Raw genomic sequence first — 21,295 nt, forward strand, 5'->3', positions numbered from 1 at the left:
GGCTCATGAGCCCTTCCACCGCCTCCAAGGACGCACCGCCGCCGCTGCCCGAACCCCTCCGGGTGGCGGTGGCGGACTCGCACACCCACCTGGACATGCAGTCGGGGACCGTCGAGGAGGGCCTCGCCAAGGCCGCCTCGGTCGGCGTGACCACCGTCGTCCAGGTCGGCTGCGACGTGAAGGGCTCCCGGTGGGCCGCCGAGACCGCGGCCGCGTACGACAACGTCCACGCGGCCGTCGCCCTGCACCCCAACGAAGCCCCGCGCATCGTCCACGGCGACCCGGACGGATGGTCCCGCCAGGGCGCCCGGTCCGGCGGCGGCGAGGCCGCCCTCGACGAGGCCCTCGCCGAGATCGAGGCGCTGGCCGCCCTCGGCCACGTGAAGGCGGTCGGTGAGACCGGCCTCGACTTCTTCCGCACCGGGCCGGAGGGCATGGCCGCGCAGGAGCGTTCCTTCCGCGCCCACATCGAGATCGCCAAGCGGCAGGGCAAGGCCCTCGTCATCCACGACCGCGACGCCCACGCCGACGTGCTGCGCGTGCTGCGCGAGGAGGGCGCCCCCGAGCGGACCGTCTTCCACTGCTACTCCGGGGACGCCGACATGGCCCGCGAGTGCGCCGCCGCCGGCTACTACATGTCCTTCGCCGGGACCGTCACCTTCAAGAACGCCGCGCCGCTGCGCGAGGCGCTGGCCGTGGCCCCGCTGGAGCTGGTCCTCGTCGAGACGGACGCGCCCTACCTGACCCCCGCGCCGTACCGCGGCCGGCCCAACGCGCCGTACCTCATTCCGCTGACGGTGCGCGCGATGGCCGCGGTCCGCGGGATCGACGAGGACGCGATGGCCACCGCCCTGGCGGCCAACACCGCCCGCGCCTTCGACTACTGACCGGCCGCGCTCCGGAGGCACACAGGGTAGTCGTACGACTTTGTTCCGTGACGACTCCTCCGCTAGGGTGCCGTGCCCCAACCAGCGGGTGCCGGACCACCAGTGGAGCGAGCGTCGTGAGCGATACGCAGGGCAGTCACCGCCGAGGCGCTCCCGTCCCCGAGGCGTACGGGGGCGGAGCCCCGGCCTGGCCGACCTGGCACGCCTGGCCCGCCGACGACGGGCCGGCCGACGACGGGCCGGCCGACAACGGGGTCGCCGGCACCGGGGTCCCGGGGCCCACCGGCCCCGGCCCGGTCGACACGGGGCCTTCGTCGTGGGACACGGAGCCCGCCGTCCCCCTCCCCGCCCCGCGCGCCGAGGAACGGCGGGCCGGACGCCGCCGGCGCTCCGCGCACCCCGCCGCCCACGGGGACGGCTGGGACGGCTGGGACGCGGGCCGGAACGGCGAACGGCCCGAGCCGGTCCCCGCCCCGGGGACGGGCCGCCGCCGCGCTCCCGCGCCGCCCCCCACCCCCACCGTCGCCGACGTACTCGCGCCCGGCCGCCGCGCCCGTGGCCGTACCGCCGTCGAGGAACCCCCGGCCGGCACCGGCCGGCGCCGCGGCCCCGCCGAATCGCCCGTCACGGTCCCCGCCGCCGCCCCCGCCGGGACGGGGCACGGCCGCCGCCGGGCCGCGGGCCCCGTGCTCCTCGGCCCCGCCGCCCCCGGCGGCAACTGGCGGCGGATCGTGCCGCAGGCCCTGGTCGTCGCCTTCCTCGCCGGCGGCACGACCGCGTTCGTCGCCGCCGACAAATCGGTACGCCTCACCGTGGACGGAGTCCCGAGAGAGCTGCACACCTTCGCCGGCGACGTCGAGGAACTGCTTGCCGCGGAAGGACTGGCCGTCGGCCCCCACGACCTCGTCGCCCCCGCCCCCGGCGAACCCCTCGACGACGGCGAGGAGATCGTCGTCCGCTACGGCCGCCCGCTGCGCCTGACCCTCGACGGACAGCAGCGCCAGGTGTGGACCACCGCCCGCACCGTCGACGGCGCCCTGCGCCAGTTCGGCATCCGCGCCGAGGGCGCCTACCTCTCCGCCCCGCGCACCGCGCCCGTACCGCGCTCCGGCCTGACCCTCAGCGTCCGTACCGAGCGCAGCGTCACCTTCATGGCCGACGGCCGCGAACGCACCATCCGCACCAACGCCGCCACCGTCCAGGAGGCCCTCGACCAGGCCGGCATCACCCTCCAGGGCCAGGACACCACCTCCGTGCCGCCCACCGCCTTCCCGCGTGACGGCCAGACCGTCACCGTGCTCCGCATCACCGGCACCCGCGAGGTCCGCGAGGAGCGCATCCCCTTCGAGACCGAGCAGGTCAAGGACGCCGAGCTCTTCGCCGGAACCGAGGTCGTCGAGCGCGCCGGCCGGCCCGGGGCGCGCAGGGTCACGTACAGCCTGCGCACCGTCAACGGGGTCCGGCAGAAGCCGCGCGCCATCGCCGACGAGGTCGTGCGCGAGCCCGTCGCGCAGCTCGTCAGGGTCGGCACCAGGCCGCTGCCGAGCTCCGTCTCCGGTACGGACGGCCTCAACTGGGCGGCCCTCGCCCAGTGCGAGTCCGGCGGCCGGCCCTCCGCCACCGACGCCTCGGGGACGTACGGCGGCCTGTACCAGTTCGACGTCCGCACCTGGCAGGGCCTCGGCGGGAGAGGCCGCCCCCAGGACGCCCCGGCCGCGGAACAGACCTACCGGGCGAAGAAGCTCTACGTGCAGCGGGGGGCGAGCCCGTGGCCCCACTGCGGCCGCAGGCTCACGTCTTAGGCCGCGGGCCCACGTCGTCGTCGGGACCACTCGGCCGATCTGAGACGCTTTACCGGTGAGCACCGCAGAGCAGCAGCCCGATAACCCCGCGCCCAGCACCCCCGACGCCCTCCTCGGCCCCGCCGACGTCAGGGAACTGGCCGCCGCCCTCGGCGTACGCCCGACGAAGCAGAAGGGGCAGAACTTCGTCATCGACGCCAACACGGTGCGCCGGATCGTGCGCACCGCCGAGGTCCGCCCGGACGACGTCGTCGTCGAGGTCGGCCCCGGCCTGGGCTCGCTGACGCTCGCGCTGCTGGAGGCCGCGGACCGGGTCGTCGCCGTCGAGATCGACGACATCCTGGCGGCCGCCCTGCCCGCCACCATCGAGGCCCGCATGCCCGCGAAGAAGGACCGCTTCGCGCTGGTCCACTCCGACGCGATGCTGGTCACCGAGCTGCCCGGCCCGGCGCCGACCGCGCTGGTGGCGAACCTGCCGTACAACGTGGCGGTGCCCGTCCTGCTGACCATGCTCGACCGCTTCCCGAGCATCGAGCGGACCCTCGTCATGGTCCAGGCCGAGGTCGCCGACCGGCTCGCCGCCGAGCCCGGCAACAAGGTCTACGGGGTGCCCTCCGTCAAGGCCAACTGGTACGCGCACGTCAAGCGCGCCGGAGCCATCGGCCGCAAGGTGTTCTGGCCCGCCCCCAACGTCGACTCCGGGCTCGTCTCCCTCGTGCGCCGCACCGAGCCGATCAAGACCACCGCCTCGAAGGAAGAGGTCTTCGCGGTCGTCGACGCCGCGTTCGCGCAGCGCCGCAAGACCCTGCGCGCCGCACTGGCCGGCTGGGCCGGCTCGGCGGCCCGCGCCGAGGCCGCGCTGGTCGCCGCAGGCGTCTCCCCGCAGGCCCGCGGAGAGTCCCTGACGGTGGAGGAGTTCGCCGCGATCGCCGAGCACAAGCCCGCCCCGGAGAGGCCCGCACTGTGAGCACGCGCCCCGAGAGCACGCGCACCACGCCCGTCACCGTACGGGTCCCCGCGAAGGTCAACGTCCAGCTGGCGGTGGGCGCGGCCCGCCCCGACGGCTTCCACGGCCTGGCCAACGTCTTCCTCGCCGTCTCCCTCTTCGACGAGGTGACGGCGACCCCGGCCGACGCGCTGACGGTGACCTGCGAGGGCCCGGACGCCGACAAGGTCCCGCTGGACCGCACCAACCTCGCGGCGCGGGCGGCCGAGATCCTCGCCGCCCGGCGCGGCCTCGCCCCCCTGGTCCACCTGCACATCGCCAAGCGCATCCCGGTCGCGGGCGGCATGGCCGGCGGCAGCGCCGACGGCGCCGCGGCCCTGCTCGCCTGCGACACCCTGTGGGGCCTGGACACCCCGCGCGAGGAACTCCTCGACATCTGCGCGGAGCTCGGCAGCGACGTCCCCTTCAGCCTCGTCGGCGGCGCCGCGCTCGGCACCGGCCGCGGCGAGGTCCTCACCCCGGTGACCGCCGGCACCTTCCACTGGGTGTTCGCGGTGGCCGACGGCGGCCTGTCCACCCCGGCCGTCTTCCGCGAGTTCGACCGCCTCACCGCCGACGTGGTGGTCCCGGAGCCGCAGGCCTCCCCGGCCCTCCTCGCCGCCCTCGCCTCCGGCGACCCGGACGCCCTGGCCGCCACCCTGGCCAACGACCTCCAGCCGGCCGCCCTCTCGCTGCGGCCGTCCCTGCAGGCGACGCTGGACGCGGGCCTCGGCGCCGGCGCCCTCGCCGCCCTGGTCTCCGGCTCGGGCCCCACCACGGCCTTCCTCGCCGCGGACGAGGAAGCCGCCGCCAAGGTCGCCGCCGCCCTCAACGCCTCGGGCACCTGCCGCGCCACCCACACGGCCTCGTCCCCCGCCCCGGGCGCCACGGTCCTGCCGTCCTGAGCCCGCGGAGCCCCGGATCCCCCATGCTGGCCTACTCAGGCCGGAACCTGAGTATCCGCACCCTGTCGGCGGGGCCGGGGCGGCGGACATCGTGGAGCCATGACAGTCAGCGCACGCGACATGGCCGCCGCCACCCCCGCCGGCCGCGACCGGTACGTCGACCTGCTGCGCGTCGCCTCGCTCGGCACCGTCATCGCCGGGCACTGGCTGATGGCCGCGGTCAGCAGCGACGGCATAGGGAACCTGCTCGCCCTCGTGCCCGCCCTCCAGGTCCTCACCTGGGGGCTGCAGATCATGCCCGTCTTCTTCTTCGTCGGAGGCTTCTCGCACGCCCTCTCCTACCGCTCCCTGGCCCGCCGCACCGAAGGCTCCGTCTACGCCGCCTTCCTGCGGGCCCGGTTGCGCCGACTGCTGCGCCCCACCCTCGCCTTCGTCCTGGTGTGGGCAGCCGTCGCGTTCGCCGTGCAGCTCGCCGGCCGCGGTGACGGCCCGCTGACCGGCGCCGCCCTGCGGCTGGTCACCCAGCCTCTGTGGTTCATCGGGATCTACCTGGCCATGGTCGCCTTCACCCCGCCGCTGCTGAAGCTCCACGAACGCCACGGCTGGGCGGCCTTCGCCGCGCTCGCCGGCGCCGCCGCACTGGTCGACGTACTGCGCTTCGCGCTCGGCGTCCCCTACGTGGAGTTCCTGAACTTCGCCCTCGTATGGCTCGCCGTCCACCAGCTCGGCTTCCTGCGCGCCGACGGGCGCATCCGCCGGCCCGCCGTCCTCGCCGCCACCGGCCTCGCCGGGGCCGCGCTGCTGGTCGCCTGCGGCCCGTACCCGCTGTCCATGGTCGGGATGCCCGGCGAGAAGGTCTCCAACATGGCCCCGCCCACCCTGGCCCTGCTCTGCCACGGCCTGTGGCTCGTCGGCGCCGTGCAGCTCGCCGCCCGGCCCGTCGGCGCGTGGCTGGAGCGCCCCCGCGTGTGGCGTGCGGTCGTCACCGCCAACGGGGTCGCCATGACCGCCTTCCTCTGGCACCTCACCGCCATGCTCGCCGTGTACGGGGCCCAGCTCGCCCTCGGCATGGACCTGCCGGCACCCGCCACCGCCGCCTGGTGGGCGCAGGTCCCCGTACGGATCCTCGCCGCGGCCGCGCTGACCGGCGTGTTCGTCGCCCTCCTGCGCCGCTTCGAGGCCCCCGCGCCCGCCCGCCCGGCCGACCCCGCGGGAACGACCGCCGGCCCCGTCGCCGCCCTCGGGATCACCCTGTGCCTCCTGGGCGTCCTCGGCCTGTCCATGACCGGGCTCGGCGGCCTCCTCGACGGCCACAGCGCCACGCTCATCGCCGTCCCGGTCACCGCACCCGCCGCGATCGCCATGGCACTGGGAGGCGCCTGGCTGGTGGAACGGTCAGCCCCGGCCCGGAGGGTTAGGCTGAGGGGCTGATCCACACCCTTTCCCTGGAGCGCGTCTGATGGCCGTCAATCTGGTCAATGTCGAGGCAGTCAGCAAGGTGTACGGCACACGTACCCTGCTGGACGGTATCTCCCTCGGCGTGTCCGAGGGGGACCGGATCGGCGTCGTCGGCCGCAACGGCGACGGCAAGACCACCCTCATCCGGATGCTCGCCAAGCTGGAGGAGCCCGACAGCGGACGCGTCACCCAGTCCGGCGGCCTGCGCATGGGCGTCCTCACCCAGCACGACTCCCTCGACCCCGCGGCGACCGTCCGCCACGAGATCATCGGCGACATGGCCGACCACGAGTGGGCCGGCAACTCCAAGATCCGCGACGTCCTCACCGGACTCTTCGGCGGCCTCGACCTGCCCGGCTTCAACCAGGGCCTCGACACCGTCATCGGCCCGCTCTCCGGCGGCGAGCGCCGCCGCATCGCCCTCGCCAAGCTCCTCATCGCCGACCAGGACCTCCTGATCCTCGACGAGCCCACCAACCACCTCGACGTCGAGGGCATCTCCTGGCTGGCCGGCCACCTCCAGACGCGCCGCTCCGCACTCGTCTGCGTCACCCACGACCGCTGGTTCCTCGACCAGGTCTGCACCCGCATGTGGGACGTCCAGCGCGGCGACGTCTTCGAGTACGAGGGCGGCTACAGCGACTACGTCTTCGCCCGCGCCGAGCGCGAACGCATCGCCGCCACCGAGGAGACCAAGCGCCAGAACCTGATGCGCAAGGAGCTCGCCTGGCTGCGCCGCGGCGCCCCCGCCCGCACCTCCAAGCCGCGCTACCGCATCGAGGCCGCCAACGAGCTCATCGCCGACGTGCCGCCGCCGCGCGACAAGTCCGAGCTGATGCGCTTCGCCAACGCCCGCCTCGGCAAGACCGTCTTCGACCTCGAGGACGTCACCGTCCAGGCCGGCCCCAAGACCCTCCTCAAGCACCTCACCTGGCACCTGGGCCCCGGCGACCGCGTCGGCCTCGTCGGCGTCAACGGCGCCGGCAAGACCTCCCTGCTGCGCGCCCTCGCCGAGGCCGCCCGCACCCAGGGCGACACCCAGCCCGCCGCGGGCCAGGTCATCGTCGGCAAGACCGTAAAGCTGGCCTACCTCTCCCAGGAGGTCGGCGAACTCGACCCGTCCCTGCGGGTCCTGGAGGCCGTCCAGCGCGTCCGCGACCGCGTCGACCTCGGCAAGGGCCGCGAGATGACGGCGGGCCAGCTCTGCGAGCAGTTCGGCTTCACCAAGGAGAAGCAGTGGACGCCGGTCGGCGACCTCTCCGGCGGCGAGCGGCGCCGACTGCAGATCCTGCGCCTGCTGATGGACGAGCCCAACGTCCTCTTCCTCGACGAGCCCACCAACGACCTCGACATCGAGACCCTGACCCAGCTGGAGGACCTCCTCGACGGCTGGCCCGGCTCGATGATCGTGATCTCCCACGACCGGTTCTTCATCGAGCGCACCACCGACACCGTGATGGCGCTGCTCGGCGACGCGAGCCTGCGCATGCTGCCGCGCGGTCTGGACGAGTACCTGGAACGCCGGCAGCGGATGATCGAGGCGGCCGCCCCGGCGCCCGCACCGGCCGCCGCCGCGGCGAAGTCCACCTCGTCGGGCGACTCGCGCGCCGCGAAGAAGGAGCTCCAGAAGATCGAGCGGCAGCTGAACAAGCTCGCCGACCGCGAGGGGAACCTGCACGCGCAGATCGCCGAGCACTCCACCGACTACGACAAGGTGGCCAAGCTCGACGCGGAACTGCGCGAACTTCTCGCCGACCGCGACGAATTGGAGATGCGCTGGCTGGAGCTGGCCGAGGAGTCCTAGATTCCGTCGGTCCTCGGGGCCAACTGGCCGGATAACGGCGGCATCACGGGCCGGTCCTCCCTTGGGAACAGGGGGCGGACCGGTCCGTTGTATGCGCGGTGTCAGTGATAGAAAGGTCATTCTCCCCGCCCCCCCCGAAGTCGAAAGTGCGCTGATGACCGAGCCGCCCCAGCCGCCGAACCAGCCGCCGACACCTTCCGGTTACGGACACCTCCCCGGGCCCCCGCAGCAGTCCTACGGGTATCCGCAGCAGGGCGCGAACCCGTACGCGGGGGCGCCCGCGTACCCCCAGCAGCCCGGCCACGCGCCGCAGCCGCCCACCGTCCCGGCGTACCCGGCGCACGGCCTGCAGCCGCCCGCGCCCGGCGCACCCGGAATGCCGCCGAAGAAGAAGACGGCCCTGCTCATCGCCGGCGCGGTCGCCGCCGCCCTCGTGCTCGGCGGCGCCGGCTACCTGGCCTTCGGCTCCGGCGGTGAGGACCCGAAGGAGCCCGTCGCCCAGGAGTCCGGCGACGCGAAGCCCTCCGGCTCCCCGTCCGTGGACAAGGGCGACGGCAGCGGCCCCGGCGGCAACCAGCAGACCGACCTCAACGCCGGCCGCAAGCAGGGCGAGGACAAGGTCCTCTGGCTCAAGACCACCAAGATCGACGGCCCGGGCGCCGGAGTGGCCACCCGTGGCCAGTGGGTCGTGGGCGACACCGTCGCCAAGACCGTCGGCAAGACGATCAAGGGCTACGCGGTCGCCGACGGCAAGGAGAAGTGGACGATCACCTTGCCTGCCGACATCTGCGGCATGACCAAGCGGACCACCGACGACGGCAAGACCGTCGTCATGTACGCGGACGGCCCTTCGGAGACCGCCAACTGCAACCAGATCAAGCTGATCGACCTCAAGGCGGGCAAGGAGGGCTGGACGAAGGAGGTGGCCAAGGAGAGCGCCTTCGACGTGTTCCTCGACCCCAGCCTGGCCCTGATCGGGGACACCGTCACCGTCAACCGGCTCACCCGCGCCACCGCCTTCAGGATCAGCGACGGCGAGAAGCTCTTCGCCAGCCCCGCCGAGGGCTGTGTGCCCGGCGCCTACGCCGCAGGCAACGGCAAGATGATCGGCGTCGCCACCTGCTTCGACAAGGACAGCACCGTCGAGGTCCAGGACGCCGACCCGGTCACCGGCAAGAAGACGTGGACCTACCGGCTTCCCAAGGGCTGGAAGGTCGCCCGGGTCTACGGCCTCGACCCGATCGTCCTCCACCTCACGAACACCTCCACCAAGGAGAGCTCCATCGTGGTCCTCGGACCCGACGGCAAGCAGCGCACCACGCTCTCCGGCGAGGGCAACTTCTCGGCCGAGTGCAGCGAGAGCCACGACGACTCCCTCCAGGGCTGCGCCACCGCCGTCGTCGACGCGGGCGCCCTCTACCTGCCCACCAAGGTGGACCTCGGCAAGGCCAACGAGATCGTCGCCTTCGACCTGAACACCGGCAAGGCCAAGTGGCGCGTGCCGGCGGGCGAGGGCCGCACCCTGGAGCCGCTCAAGGCCGCGAACGGGCAGCTCATCGCCTACCGCAAGGCCGAACCCAACCAGGGCGGCGAGGTCGTCTCGATCCCCGCCGACGGCAGCACCCCGACCGCACTCCTGCGCCACCCGTCGGGCCCCTCCGCGCCGATCGAGAGCTCCTTCTACTCCCCGGAGGTCGACTACTCCGACGGGCGCTTCTTCATCTCCACGACCCGCCTGCTCGCCCAGGACAAGGACGAGAAGCTCCTGATGGTCTTCGGCAAGTGAACACCCGCCCAACGAGCCGTCCACCGAGAGGCAACAGCAACCGATGAGTACCCCGCCGCCCCCCAGCCAGCCGCCGTCCGGCGGCTTCGGAGCGCCGCAGGATCCCCCGCCGGGCGGGTTCGGAGCGCCCACGCCGCCCGCCGGACCGCCCTCGCCGCCGCCCGGACCGCCCGCCGCAGCCCCGCAGCCGCCGGCCGGGCAACCCGCGTACGGCTACCCGCAGCCCGACCCCGGCTACGGCTACCCGCAGCAGCCCGCCGGGCCCGCCCAGTACGGCGCGCCCCTGCCCCCCGCCCAGCCCCCGGCCGGCGGTGGCGGCGGGGACAAGCGCACCCAGCTGATGATCGTCGGCGCGGCCCTCCTGGCCATCGTCCTCATCGTCGGCGGCGGCCTCTGGTACGCCTCCGGCGACGGCGACGGCGGGACCACCGCGCAGAGCGACCCCAGCGCCTCCCCGGGCGGCGACAAGAACCAGGCCTCCGCGCCCGGCACCGAGAAGGTCCCCGGCAACCCCAAGTCGAAGACCCTCTACAACCAGCCGGCCCCCGCCGTCACCGACATCGTGTCCGTCAACGGCTCCTGGCTGACCGACACCACCTACGTCAAGTCAGACGTGTCGAAGGTCGTCGGCTACAACCTCGTCGACGGCGGCAAGAAGTGGGAGGTCCCGCTCACGGGCGAGATCTGCGGCGCCACGCACCACGTCAGCGAGAACAAGACCGCAGTCCTCTTCCGGCCCGCCCAGCCCACGGCCGAGAACAAGTACCCGCCGTGCACCGAGGTCGGCGTCATCGACCTGGAGGCCGGCAAGCTCGCCTGGTCCGGCAGCGTCAAGAGCGCCAACGGCGGGGACAAGCCCGTCCACTTCTCCGAGGTCACCCTCAGCGGCATGACCGTCGCCGCGGCCGGCGTCTCCGGCGGCGGCGCCGCCTGGAACCTCGCCGACGGCAAGAACCTCTGGCAGCCCAAGGTCGACGGCGAGAGCTGCCGCGACACCGGCTACGCCGGAGGCGAGGCCCTCGGCGTCATCCGCAAGTGCGGCCAGCACCCCAACTACACCCTGAACGCGCAGATCCTCGACCCCGCCACGGGCGCGCCCATCGCCTCGTACAAGCTCTCCCAGGGCATCGAGTACGCGCACATCGTCTCCACCAAGCCCTTCGTGGTGGCGGCCGACGTCGGCGACAACGCCAAGGGCGGCAAGGGCGTCAGCGACCTGTTCGTCGTCGACCCCAAGGGCGAGCTGAAGGCGCGCATCCCGCTCGCCGCCGGCACCTTCGCCGCCAAGTGCGCCTCCACCGACGTCGAGAAGTGCGCGAACATGGTCGTCGGCAACGGCAAGATCTACGTGCCCTCCGCCGAGCACCAGGGCCAGTCCCCGACCGGCCGCACCAACGAGCTGCTCTCCTTCGACCTGGAGACCGGCAAGCAGACCACCGACCGCGCCGACGCGGGCGAGCGGTACACCATGTACCCGCTGCGCATGGACGGGTCGAACATCATCGCCTACAAGGTCCCCCCGTACGACAAGGGCGGCCAGATCGTCAGCATCGACGGCAAGACGATGAAGGAGACCCTCCTCATGGAGAACCCCGCCGACAAGGACATCCGGCGCGCCGAGACCTCCTTCTCGCCCGAGTTCTCCTCCGAGCTGCGCTACCGGGGCGGCAAGCTCTTCATGTCCAAGCAGAACGTCAGCAAGCCGTACTCGACCGACCCGGAATACCTGTTCGTCTCGTTCACCGCGAGCTGACCCGTACAGCACCGCCCGAAGCCCCCGAACGGTACGCACCGATCGGGGGCTTCTGCGCGGTATCCCCCTCGCACCGTCGAACAAGCGTGTAGCTTGCCGGGTCAGAAGGGTGGGGGGTGGGTTCCTCAATGGGCGTACGCGTCGTGGTGGTCGACGACCACCGGCTGCTGGCCGAGGCACTGGCCTCTGCCCTGAAACTGCGCGGCCACCGGGTACTGGCGGCCGCGGCCCCGGCGGCCGGAGCCGCCGAGCTCGTCATCAGCCGCGCCCCGGAGGTCTGCCTCCTGGGCACCGCCACCCCCGCCGAGCCCGGGGTCTTCGAGCCCGTCGCCCGCATCAAGCGGGAGCGCCCCCAGATCGCCGTGGTCGTCCTCGGCCCGGTGCCCAGCCCGCGCGGTATCGCCGCCGCCTTCGCCGCCGGCGCCTGCGGATACGTACGCCAGGACGAGCGCATCGAGGGCGTGGAGCGGGCGCTGGCCAAGGCGAGGGCGGGAGAGGCGGCGATCGCCCCGCAACTGCTCCAGGGGGCCTTCGCGGAGCTCCTGAACCCCGCGGTCCAGCCCGACGACGAAGCCGGCCGGCTGCTGCGGCTGCTCACCCCGCGCGAGGTGGAGGTGCTGGTGCGGGTCGCCGAGGGCGAGGACACCCGGCTGATCGCCGCCGGCATGGCGATCGCCCCCAGCACCGCCCGTACGCACGTACAGCGGGTCCTGATGAAGCTGGGCGTCGGATCGCGGCTGGAGGCGGCCGCGCTGGCCGCCCGTACCGGCCTGCTCGACCGGGCCCTGCCCGCGCCGTCGTCCACCGCGACGCAGGGCTGACCGGCCGGCGGCCGGGGGCCGCCGATTTCCCCCGCGGGCGCCGCATCGGGTAAGCCAGTGCCCAAGCACGCGCACCCACACGCGCGTGGTCCCCCGCGAGAGGCAGTAGTCGAGTGAGCAAGTACCTGGTAACCGGTGGCGCCGGATATGTCGGCAGCGTGGTCGCGGCCCACCTCCTGGAGGCCGGCCACGAGGTCACCGTCCTCGACGACCTCAGCACGGGCTTCCGCGTGGGCGTCCCCGCCGGCGCCACCTTCGTCGAGGGCCGGATCCAGGACGCCGCCCGCCACATCGACCCCTCCTACGACGCGGTGCTCCACTTCGCGGCCTCCTCGCAGGTCGGCGAGTCCGTCGTGAACCCGGGCAAGTACTGGGAGAACAACGTCGGCGGCACCCTCGCCCTGCTGGCCGCGATGCGCGAGGCCGGCGTGCGCCGCCTCGTCTTCTCCTCCACCGCCGCCACCTACGGCGAGCCGACCGAGGGCCTGCTCACCGAGGCCTCGGTGACCGCGCCGACCAACCCGTACGGCGCCTCCAAGCTCGCCGTCGACCACATGATCGCGGGCGAGTGCGTGGCGCACGGTCTGGCCGCGGTGTCCCTGCGCTACTTCAACGTGGCCGGTGCCTACGGCGAGTTCGGCGAGCGGCACAGCCCCGAGACGCACCTGATCCCGCTGGTCCTCCAGGTCGCGCTCGGCGAGCGCGAGTCGATCTCGGTGTTCGGCGAGGACTACCCGACCCCGGACGGCACCTGCGTACGCGACTACATCCACGTGGCCGACCTCGCGGAGGCCCACCTGGCCGCCCTGCGCGCCGCCACCGCCGGGGAGCACCTGATCTGCAACCTGGGCAACGGCAGCGGGTTCTCGGTCCGCGAGGTCATCGAGACCGTCCGCAAGGTCACCGGCCGCGAGATCCCCGAGGTGGTCGCCCCGCGCCGGGCCGGCGACCCGGCCATGCTCGTCGCCTCCGCCCGCACGGCCCACGAGCGCCTCGGCTGGACCCCGAACCGCCCGGACCTGACCGGCATCATCCAGGACGCGTGGAACTTCGCCCGCAACCACACCTCCTGATTTTCGAGGCCCGGTTTCGCCAGCGCAGCGGTGCCGTCGGGCCCGGGCGCCCCGCAGCAGGGTGCGCCCGGCGGGGGCGTGTTGGTCGGGGCCGCGCGCCGCGGCCGGGCGCTGCGCGCGGGCGCCCGGCGTGCACACGCCGGGTGAAATGCCCCCCGTGCAACTGCCGATGGCACGCGCCCGCGCGTAAGACGTCCCACAGCCCTCCGATTCAGGCGATTTCAAGCCACGGCCGAGCCCCTTCGGAACGCACACTCCTGAAATCCGCGGGGAAAACTTCTGCTATTCGGCCAACCGCGAGCCGCCCCCGGCCCTACGCTGATGCGTGACACCGGTGGGGGCCGGTGTTGATTCAGGGGTCGAGACAAGTCGGGTACGGCGTCCGGTCCGGGGTAGTGCAGATATGTCTCGGCGGCGGCCGGGGGCTGCGGATCACCCGGTCCTGGCGCCGTACCCGCCGTCGTCCGTTCCCCTACCCTTGGGGGTTTTGTGGTTCGTATCCGGGTTCTCGTCGTCGACGATCACCGCATCTTCGCCGAATCGCTCGCAGCCGCGCTCGCGGCCGAGCCGGACGTGGACGTGTCCGCGGCCGGCAGCGGCCCCGCCGCGCTGCGCTGCCTCGAACGCGCGGTGGCCGAGGGCCGCCGCTTCGACGTCCTGCTGGTCGACGCCGATCTCGGCACGGTCGCCGGGGCCGTGCCCGCCCAGCGGGAGCCGGGGGCGGGGCCGCCCCCGTCCGGCCCCGACGGGATCGCGCTGGTGGCCGGGGTACGGGTGGCCCACCCCGGGGTCCGTACGGTCGTCCTCGCCGAGCGCGACGACCCGCGCCGGGCCGCTCTCGCCCTGCAGGCGGGGGCCTCGGGCTGGGTGGCCAAGGACTGCTCGCTGTCGCGGCTGCTGGCCGTCGTCCGAGGGGTCCTGCGGGAGGAGACCCACCTCCCGCCCGCACTGCTCACCGGGGTACTCCGGGAGCTGACCGCGGCGCGCAAGCACCGCACCGACAGCGAACGGCTCGTGGAGTCCCTCACCCCGCGCGAACACGAGGTGCTGCGCTGCATGGTGGCGGGGCTGGGCCGCAAGGACGTGGCGGCGCGGCTGTTCCTGTCCCCGCACACGGTCCGCACCCACATGCAGAACGTGCTGGGCAAGCTCGGAGTGCACTCCACGCTGGCCGCGGTGGCGCTGGCCCGGCGGGCCGGCGTACGACCCGCCGACCTAGCCGGGGATGTTGTCGAACGGAGCGGTCAACTGGCGTAGCAGCCCGGCGAGGTCACCGCGCTGACTCTGCGAGAGCTGGGCCAGGATCGCCCGTTCCTGGGCCAGCAGCCCGGCGAGGGCCTGGTCGGCGCGGTCCCGGCCCTCGGGGGTGAGCCGCACCAGGACACCCCGGCGGTCGCTGGGGTCGGGGAGCCGTTCGACGAGGCCCTTCTTGGCGAGCCGGTCGATGCGGTTGGTCATGGTGCCGGAGGTGACCAGGGTCTGGGTCAACAGCTGGCCGGGGGAGAGCTGGTAGGGGGCGCCGGCGCGGCGCAGCGACGTCAGGACGTCGAACTCCCAAGGCTCCAGGCCGTGCTCGGAGAACGCCAGCCTGCGGGCGCGGTCGAGATGGCGCGCGAGCCTGCTGACGCGGCTCAGTACCTCGAGCGGTTCCACGTCGAGGTCAGGGCGCTCCCGCCGCCATGCCGCCACCAGTCGGTCGACCTCGTCCTCCATGCCGATCAGTGTAAGGGGTCTGTCGATGTGAAGTCTCTTCATCCCGAGTATCTCGACCACGAGTATCTTGACATCGAGATATAAATGAAGCGAGCATGGGGCATGGAGGGGGCCGGAACAGATTCCGCTTCCGACCGCCCCGCCAGCAGGGAGGCTCGAACATGTATTCCGATACCGCGCACGCAGGGACCCCCACGTCCACCGCGCCCTCCGCACCCACCTGGGACCCCCAGCAGTACCTCCGGCACGCGGGCCACCGCGCCCGGCCCTTCCTCGATCTGCTCGCGCGCATACCCGAGCTCCCCACCAGCCCCGCCCGCATCGCCGACCTCGGCTGCGGCCCCGGCAACGTCACCGAGCTCCTCGCGACCCGCTGGCCCGAGGCCGCCATCACCGGCTTCGACCTCTCGCCGGAGATGCTCCAGCGCGCCACCGAGCAGTACGCCGGCCCCACCGCCGGCGGCGGCAGCCTCGACTTCCGCCACGGGGACATCGCCGGCTGGCTCCCCGAGGAGCCCTACGACCTGATCGTCTCCAACGCCGCCCTGCAGTGGGTCCCCGGCCACCCCGGCTCCTTCGGGGCCTGGATCAACGGCCTGCGCCCCGGCGGCACCTTCGCCTTCCAGATCCCCGGCAACTTCACCGCCCCCAGCCACGCCCTGCTCGCGGAACTCTGCGACACCCCGCGCTGGCGGTCCCGGCTCGCCGGCCACGGCGCCCGCTACATCCACCTTCTCGAACCTGCCGAATACCTCGCCCGGTTCACCGCGCTCGGCTGCGAAGCCGACGTCTGGGAGACCACCTACCACCAGCTCCTGCAAGGACCCGACCCCGTGCTCGACTGGGTCAAGGGCACCGCCCTGCGGCCCGTCCTCACCGCCCTCGGCGACGACCGGGAAGCCGTCGACGCCTTCCTCACCGAATACCGCGACCGGCTGCGCACGGCCTACCCGAGCGGGCCGCGCGGAACCGTCTTCCCGTTCCGAAGGATCTTCGCCGTAGCCCGCAAGGAGGTCTGACCGTGCTCACCGCAGTCGACCACGTCCAACTCGCCGCGCCGCCGGACTCCGAGGACCGGCTCCGCGCCTACTACGCCGACGTCCTGGGCATGACAGAGATCCCCAAACCGCCCGTCCTCGCCGCCCGCGGAGGCTGCTGGTTCGCCGCCGGCCCCGTACAACTGCACCTCGGCGTCGAGGACGACTTCCGGCCCGCCCGCAAGGCGCACCCCGGACTACGGGTCACCGGCATCGCGGCGTACGCGCAGAGACTTGAGGGGCGGGGCGCCAAGGTCGTCTGGGACGAGAACCTCCCGGGCCACCGCCGCTTCTACTCCGAGGACCCCGTGGGCAACCGGCTCGAGTTCCTGGAACCCATCGACGCGGACGCAGCCGCACCCGAGCGGTAGGCCCCCGCACGAAACGACGGCGCCCCGCCACCGGACACCGGTGGCGGGGCGCCGTCGTACCGCCCGCGAACGGGACCTAGCTCTTGCGGCGGCCCACCAGCTGAGGCTTCGACTCCAGCCCGTCCAGCCCGTGCCACGCCAGGTTCACCAGGTGCGCCGCCACCTCGGCCTTCTTGGGCTTGCGCACGTCCAGCCACCACTGACCCGTCAGCGCCACCATCCCGACCAGCGCCTGCGCGTACAGCGGAGCCAGCTTCGGATCGAATCCCCGGGCCTTGAACTCCAGACCCAGGATGTCCTCCACCTGCGTGGCGATGTCACTGATCAGCGACGCGAACGTACCCGTCGACTGGGCGACCGGGGAATCCCGCACCAGGATCCGGAAACCGTCCGTGTACGACTCGATGTAGTCCAGCAGCGCGAACGCCGCCTGCTCCAGCAGCTCCCGCGGATGCCCGGCCGTCAGCGCGCCCGTCACCCCGTCCAGCAACTGGCGCATCTCCCGGTCCACGACGACCGCGTACAGCCCCTCCTTGCCGCCGAAGTGCTCGTACACCACCGGCTTGGATACCCCGGCCTTCGCCGCGATCTCCTCCACCGACGTGCCCTCGAAGCCCTTCTCCGCGAACAGGGTCCGGCCGATGTCCAGCAACTGCTGGCGCCGCTCAGCGCCCGTCATCCGGACCCGGCGGCCACGCCTGGGCTTGTCGCTGCTGGAATTACCGTCGATCGCCACGCCCCCCATCATGCCGCGTTCGGCCCGTTTTCCCTGCGCCGGGCATCGATCCGGGACGCCGAGGGCCACCGCACGTCCGTGGCCCACCCCAGCTGCTCGAACCAGCGGATCAGCCGCGCACTCGAATCCACCTGCCCCCGCAGCACGCCGTGCCGCGCCGACGTCGGATCCGCGTGGTGCAGGTTGTGCCACGACTCACCGCACGACAGCACCGCCAGCCACCACACGTTGCCCGACCGGTCCCGGGACTTGAACGGCCGCTTGCCCACCGCGTGACAGATCGAATTGATCGACCACGTCACATGGTGCAACAGCGCCACCCGCACCAGAGAGCCCCAGAAGAACGCCGTGAACGCCCCCCACCACGACATCGTCACCAGACCGCCCACCAGCGGCGGAACCGCCAGCGAGAAGATCGTCCACCAGATGAAGTCCCGCGAGATGCGCCGGATCGCCGGATCCTTGATCAGATCCGGGGCGTACTTCTGCTGATCGGTCTGCTCCTCGTCGAACAGCCAGCCGATGTGTGCCCACCACAGGCCCTTCATCAGTGCCGGCACCGTCTCGCCGAACCGCCACGGCGAATGCGGGTCACCCTCGTGGTCCGAGAACTTGTGGTGCTTGCGGTGGTCCGCCACCCACCGCACCAGCGGACCCTCCACCGCCATCGAACCCATCACGGCGAGCACGATCCTGAGCGGCCGCTTCGCCTTGAAGGAACCGTGCGTGAAGTAGCGGTGGAAACCGATGGTGATCCCGTGGCAGGCCAGGAAGTACATGAACACCATCAGGCCCAGGTCCAGCCAGCTCACCCCCCAGCCCCAGGCCAGCGGCACCGCCGCCAGCAGCGCCACGAAGGGAACGGTGATGAACAGCAGCAGGGCGACCTGCTCGATCGAGCGCTTGCTCTCGCCGCCCAGCGTCGCGGACGGCACAGGATTCCCGGAGGGCGCGGAGGCACCCTCGATCAGATCCGGACTGGTGGTCATGGGTGTCCCCTGGGGGGTGAGGGAAGTCGGAGGGCTCGCCGGTCACCAAACCCTACGGGTCCGTAACCTACGGCATCGTAAGTATGGCAAAGCCGGGGCCCGGGACAAGAGGAGCACGGCCACGACAACCGCAGCGCACCCCGCCCGCGGCTCGCCACAGGACCCCCGACGACTCGGCCTATGAGACGTTTGCCCAGGCACGGGCATCGGACACCTATCCTGTTCCCCGTCGGACAGCGCGGTCCGCACGGGCATCCCGAGCCACACCTCAGGAGCGGCGGTCCCCCGGACGGAGTCCGAAGGGGTCCACGCCGCGCACGGCCGGGAGCCCACCGCCCAGTAGCGCTCGAACACTGCAAGGAGCCGCACCTGTGAGCAGTGCTGACAAGGCCCCCCTGGCCACCCAGCAGGCCCCCGTCACCCCGGCCGCCACCGCCAACGCGGAACTGCGCGCGGACATCCGCCGCCTCGGCGACCTCCTCGGGGAGACCCTCGTACGCCAGGAGGGCCAGGACCTGCTCGACCTCGTCGAACGCGTCCGCGCCCTCACCCGTACCGACGGCGAAGCCGCCGCCGCCCTCCTCGGCGACACCGACCTGGAGACCGCCGGCAAGCTCGTGCGGGCCTTCTCCACCTACTTCCACCTCGCCAACATCACCGAGCAGGTCCACCGCGGCAAGGAACTGCGCGCCCACCGCGCCACCGAGGGCGGGCTCCTCGCCCGCACCGCCGACATGCTCAAGGACGCCGACCCCGAGCACCTGCGCGAGACGGTCAAGAACCTCAACGTCCGCCCCGTCTTCACCGCACACCCCACCGAGGCGGCCCGCCGCAGCGTCCTCAACAAGCTGCGCCGCATCGCGGCCCTCCTGGAGGAGCCCGTCACCGGCGCCGGCGACCGCCGCCGCCACGACCTCCGCCTCGCCGAGAACATCGACCTCGTCTGGCAGACCGACGAACTGCGCGTCGTCCGCCCCGAACCCGCCGACGAGGCCCGCAACGCCATCTACTACCTCGACGAACTCCACGCCGGCGCCGTCGGCGACGTACTCGAGGACCTCGCCGCCGAACTGCGGCGCGTCGGCATCGAACTGCCCGCCGGCACCCGCCCCCTCACCTTCGGCACCTGGATCGGCGGCGACCGCGACGGCAACCCCAACGTCACCCCCGACGTCACCCGCGACGTGCTGATCCTCCAGCACGAACACGGCATCACCGACGCACTCGAACTCGTCGACTTCCTGCGCAGCCTCCTCTCCAACTCCATCCGCTACACCGGAGCCACCGAGGAACTGCTCGCCTCCCTCCAGGCCGACCTCGAACGCCTCCCCGAGATCAGCCCCCGCTACAAGCGGCTCAACGCCGAAGAGCCCTACCGGCTCAAGGCCACCTGCATCCGCCAGAAGCTCCTCAACACCCGCGAGCGCCTCGCCAAGGGCATCCCCCACGAGGAAGGCCGCGACTATCTCGGCACCGCCGAGTTCCTCACCGACCTCACCCTCATCCAGACCTCCCTGCGCGAGCACCGCGGCGGCCTCTTCGCAGAAGGCCACATGGACCGCACCATCCGCACCCTCGCCGCCTTCGGCCTGCAACTCGCCACCATGGACGTGCGCGAACACGCCGACGCCCACCACCACGCCCTCGGCCAGCTCTTCGACCGCCTCGGCGAGGAATCCTGGCGCTACGCCGACATGCCGCGCGACTACCGCCAGAAGCTCCTGGCCAAGGAGCTCCGCTCCCGCCGCCCGCTGGCCCCCACCCCGGCCCCCCTCGACGCCGCCGGCGCCAAGACCCTCGGCGTCTTCGCCGCCGTCAAGGACGCCTTCGAGAAGTTCGGCCCCGAAGTCATCGAGTCCTACATCATCTCGATGTGCCAGGGCGCCGACGACGTCTTCGCCGCCGCCGTCCTCGCCCGCGAAGCCGGCCTCCTCGACCTCCACGCCGGCTGGGCCAAGATCGGCATCGTCCCGCTCCTGGAGACCACCGACGAGCTCCGCGCCGCCGACGTCATCCTCGACGAGATGCTCGCCGACCCCTCCTACCGGCGCCTCGTCTCCCTCCGCGGCGACGTCCAGGAGGTCATGCTCGGCTACTCCGACTCCTCCAAGTTCGGCGGCATCACCACCAGCCAGTGGGAGATCCACCGCGCCCAGCGACGCCTGCGCGACGTCGCCCACCGCTACGGTGTCCGCCTGCGCCTCTTCCACGGCCGCGGCGGCACCGTCGGCCGCGGCGGCGGCCCCTCCCACGACGCGATCCTCGCCCAGCCCTGGGGCACCCTCGAAGGCGAGATCAAGGTCACCGAACAGGGCGAGGTCATCTCCGACAAGTACCTCGTCCCCTCCCTCGCCCGCGAGAACCTCGAACTGACCGTCGCCGCCACCCTGCAGGCCTCCGCCCTGCACACCGCGCCCCGCCAGTCCGACGAGGCCCTCGCCCGCTGGGACGCGGCGATGGACACCGTCTCCGACGCCGCCCACGCCGCCTACCGCGCCCTCGTCGAAGACCCCGACCTGCCCGCGTACTTCTTCGCCGCCACCCCCGTCGACCAACTCGCCGACCTCCACCTCGGCTCCCGGCCCTCCCGCCGCCCCGACTCCGGAGCCGGCCTCGACGGCCTGCGCGCCATCCCCTGGGTCTTCGGCTGGACCCAGTCCCGCCAGATCGTCCCCGGCTGGTACGGCGTCGGCTCCGGCCTGAAGGCCCTGCGCGAAGCCGGCCACGAAGACGCCCTCACCGAGATGGGCGAGCGCTGGCACTTCTTCCGCAACTTCCTGTCCAACGTCGAGATGACCCTGGCCAAGACAGACCTGCGGATCGCCCGCCACTACGTCGACACCCTCGTCCCCGACCACCTCAAGCACGTCTTCACCCGCATCGAGGCGGAGCACGAACTCACCGTCCGCGAGGTCCTGCGCATCACCGGAGGCGAGAAGCTCCTCGACTCCCACCCCGTGCTCCAGCAGACCTTCGCCGTACGCGACGCCTACCTCGACCCCATCTCCTACCTCCAGGTCTCCCTCCTGGCCCGCCAGCGCGCCGCCGCCGCCCGCGGCGAAGCAGCCGACCCGCTCCTCTCCCGGGCCCTGCTCCTCACCGTCAACGGCGTCGCCGCAGGCCTGCGCAACACCGGCTGACCGGCCGCCGTACCCACGAGGAAGGGGGTCCCCCG

Annotated in this window: 17 protein-coding genes; 14 read left to right on the top strand and 3 right to left on the bottom strand. The window is 72.7% G+C overall.

Annotated elements, in window-relative coordinates; all coding sequences use genetic code 11:
• The first annotated feature begins 5 nt into the window (after positions 1-5).
• The 11 genes from OHA91_RS22390 to OHA91_RS22440 all read left to right on the top strand — a co-directional run bounded on the left by OHA91_RS22390 (position 6) and on the right by OHA91_RS22440 (position 14,531).
• Entirely contained in the window at positions 6-887 is an 882-nt protein-coding gene (locus OHA91_RS22390; protein ID WP_031150746.1) for a TatD family hydrolase, read from the top strand.
• A 116-nt stretch (positions 888-1,003) separates the two neighbouring features.
• Positions 1,004-2,689: a ubiquitin-like domain-containing protein gene (locus tag OHA91_RS22395; protein ID WP_328739842.1), complete on the top strand. Its 1,686-nt coding sequence runs from the start codon at positions 1,004-1,006 to the stop codon at positions 2,687-2,689.
• 55 nt (positions 2,690-2,744) lie between these two features.
• Positions 2,745-3,656 (top strand): 16S rRNA (adenine(1518)-N(6)/adenine(1519)-N(6))-dimethyltransferase RsmA, encoded by a 912-nt coding sequence (gene rsmA / locus OHA91_RS22400; protein ID WP_031150750.1) that lies wholly within the window; start codon positions 2,745-2,747, stop codon positions 3,654-3,656.
• Entirely contained in the window at positions 3,653-4,579 is a 927-nt protein-coding gene (locus OHA91_RS22405; RefSeq protein ID WP_031150753.1) for a 4-(cytidine 5'-diphospho)-2-C-methyl-D-erythritol kinase, read from the top strand. Before rsmA ends, OHA91_RS22405 begins: the two co-directional genes overlap by 4 nt.
• A gap of 99 nt (positions 4,580-4,678) precedes the next feature.
• Entirely contained in the window at positions 4,679-6,010 is a 1,332-nt protein-coding gene (locus OHA91_RS22410; protein ID WP_266500673.1) for an acyltransferase family protein, read from the top strand.
• Positions 6,011-6,038: 28 nt separating this feature from the next.
• Positions 6,039-7,841, top strand: coding sequence for an ABC-F family ATP-binding cassette domain-containing protein (locus OHA91_RS22415; protein WP_031150758.1), 1,803 nt, complete (start codon positions 6,039-6,041; stop codon positions 7,839-7,841).
• Positions 7,842-7,995: 154 nt separating this feature from the next.
• On the top strand, positions 7,996-9,627 hold the full coding sequence (locus OHA91_RS22420; RefSeq protein WP_266500675.1) for an outer membrane protein assembly factor BamB family protein: 1,632 nt from the start codon (positions 7,996-7,998) through the stop codon (positions 9,625-9,627).
• A gap of 43 nt (positions 9,628-9,670) precedes the next feature.
• Positions 9,671-11,380: an outer membrane protein assembly factor BamB family protein gene (locus OHA91_RS22425; RefSeq protein ID WP_328739843.1), complete on the top strand. Its 1,710-nt coding sequence runs from the start codon at positions 9,671-9,673 to the stop codon at positions 11,378-11,380.
• 128 nt (positions 11,381-11,508) lie between these two features.
• On the top strand, positions 11,509-12,201 hold the full coding sequence (locus OHA91_RS22430; protein ID WP_031150762.1) for a response regulator transcription factor: 693 nt from the start codon (positions 11,509-11,511) through the stop codon (positions 12,199-12,201).
• Between the two features lie 113 nt (positions 12,202-12,314).
• Positions 12,315-13,274: a UDP-glucose 4-epimerase GalE gene (galE, locus tag OHA91_RS22435; RefSeq protein WP_328739844.1), complete on the top strand. Its 960-nt coding sequence runs from the start codon at positions 12,315-12,317 to the stop codon at positions 13,272-13,274.
• 489 nt (positions 13,275-13,763) lie between these two features.
• Positions 13,764-14,531, top strand: a complete 768-nt coding sequence (locus OHA91_RS22440) for a response regulator transcription factor (protein ID WP_031150766.1) — start codon at positions 13,764-13,766, stop codon at positions 14,529-14,531.
• Here the strand turns inward: OHA91_RS22440 and OHA91_RS22445 are convergent.
• Complete coding sequence (locus OHA91_RS22445; protein ID WP_030659599.1) at positions 14,490-14,987, bottom strand: MarR family winged helix-turn-helix transcriptional regulator; 498 nt, start codon at positions 14,985-14,987, stop codon at positions 14,490-14,492. The genes OHA91_RS22440 and OHA91_RS22445 overlap by 42 nt on opposite strands.
• 161 nt (positions 14,988-15,148) lie before the next feature.
• Between OHA91_RS22445 and OHA91_RS22450 the strand changes: the two genes are divergently transcribed.
• Entirely contained in the window at positions 15,149-16,006 is an 858-nt protein-coding gene (locus tag OHA91_RS22450; protein WP_031150768.1) for a trans-aconitate 2-methyltransferase, read from the top strand.
• Between the two features lie 2 nt (positions 16,007-16,008).
• A complete protein-coding gene (locus OHA91_RS22455; RefSeq protein ID WP_266500682.1) occupies positions 16,009-16,395 on the top strand; it encodes a VOC family protein in 387 nt (128 codons plus the stop codon).
• 76 nt (positions 16,396-16,471) lie between these two features.
• Here OHA91_RS22455 and OHA91_RS22460 read toward each other — a convergent pair whose 3' ends face one another.
• Positions 16,472-17,140, bottom strand: a complete 669-nt coding sequence (locus OHA91_RS22460; protein ID WP_107056956.1) for a TetR/AcrR family transcriptional regulator — start codon at positions 17,138-17,140, stop codon at positions 16,472-16,474.
• Entirely contained in the window at positions 17,140-18,120 is a 981-nt protein-coding gene (locus OHA91_RS22465) for an acyl-CoA desaturase (protein ID WP_031150773.1), read from the bottom strand. Before OHA91_RS22465 ends, OHA91_RS22460 begins: the two co-directional genes overlap by 1 nt.
• Before the next feature lie 371 nt (positions 18,121-18,491).
• On the opposite strand from OHA91_RS22465, the gene ppc reads away from it, so the two are divergent.
• Entirely contained in the window at positions 18,492-21,260 is a 2,769-nt protein-coding gene (gene ppc / locus OHA91_RS22470; protein ID WP_051893144.1) for a phosphoenolpyruvate carboxylase, read from the top strand.
• Positions 21,261-21,295 lie beyond the last annotated feature (35 nt).

The organism is Streptomyces erythrochromogenes (assembly GCF_036170895.1).
GTDB classification, from domain to species: domain Bacteria; phylum Actinomycetota; class Actinomycetes; order Streptomycetales; family Streptomycetaceae; genus Streptomyces; species Streptomyces erythrochromogenes.

What these genes read in the sequence shown, in the direction of transcription:
- OHA91_RS22390 (WP_031150746.1), top strand. Translation starts at nt 6, where the DNA reads ATGAGCCCTTCCACCGCCTCCAAGGACGCACCGCCGCCGCTGCCCGAA.
- OHA91_RS22410 (WP_266500673.1), top strand. Translation starts at nt 4,679, where the DNA reads ATGACAGTCAGCGCACGCGACATGGCCGCCGCCACCCCCGCCGGCCGC.
- OHA91_RS22415 (WP_031150758.1), top strand. Translation starts at nt 6,039, where the DNA reads ATGGCCGTCAATCTGGTCAATGTCGAGGCAGTCAGCAAGGTGTACGGC.
- OHA91_RS22420 (WP_266500675.1), top strand. Translation starts at nt 7,996, where the DNA reads ATGACCGAGCCGCCCCAGCCGCCGAACCAGCCGCCGACACCTTCCGGT.
- OHA91_RS22425 (WP_328739843.1), top strand. Translation starts at nt 9,671, where the DNA reads ATGAGTACCCCGCCGCCCCCCAGCCAGCCGCCGTCCGGCGGCTTCGGA.
- OHA91_RS22430 (WP_031150762.1), top strand. Translation starts at nt 11,509, where the DNA reads ATGGGCGTACGCGTCGTGGTGGTCGACGACCACCGGCTGCTGGCCGAG.
- OHA91_RS22445 (WP_030659599.1), bottom strand. Translation starts at nt 14,987, where the DNA reads ATGGAGGACGAGGTCGACCGACTGGTGGCGGCATGGCGGCGGGAGCGC.
- OHA91_RS22450 (WP_031150768.1), top strand. Translation starts at nt 15,149, where the DNA reads ATGTATTCCGATACCGCGCACGCAGGGACCCCCACGTCCACCGCGCCC.
- OHA91_RS22460 (WP_107056956.1), bottom strand. Translation starts at nt 17,140, where the DNA reads ATGGGGGGCGTGGCGATCGACGGTAATTCCAGCAGCGACAAGCCCAGG.
- OHA91_RS22465 (WP_031150773.1), bottom strand. Translation starts at nt 18,120, where the DNA reads ATGACCACCAGTCCGGATCTGATCGAGGGTGCCTCCGCGCCCTCCGGG.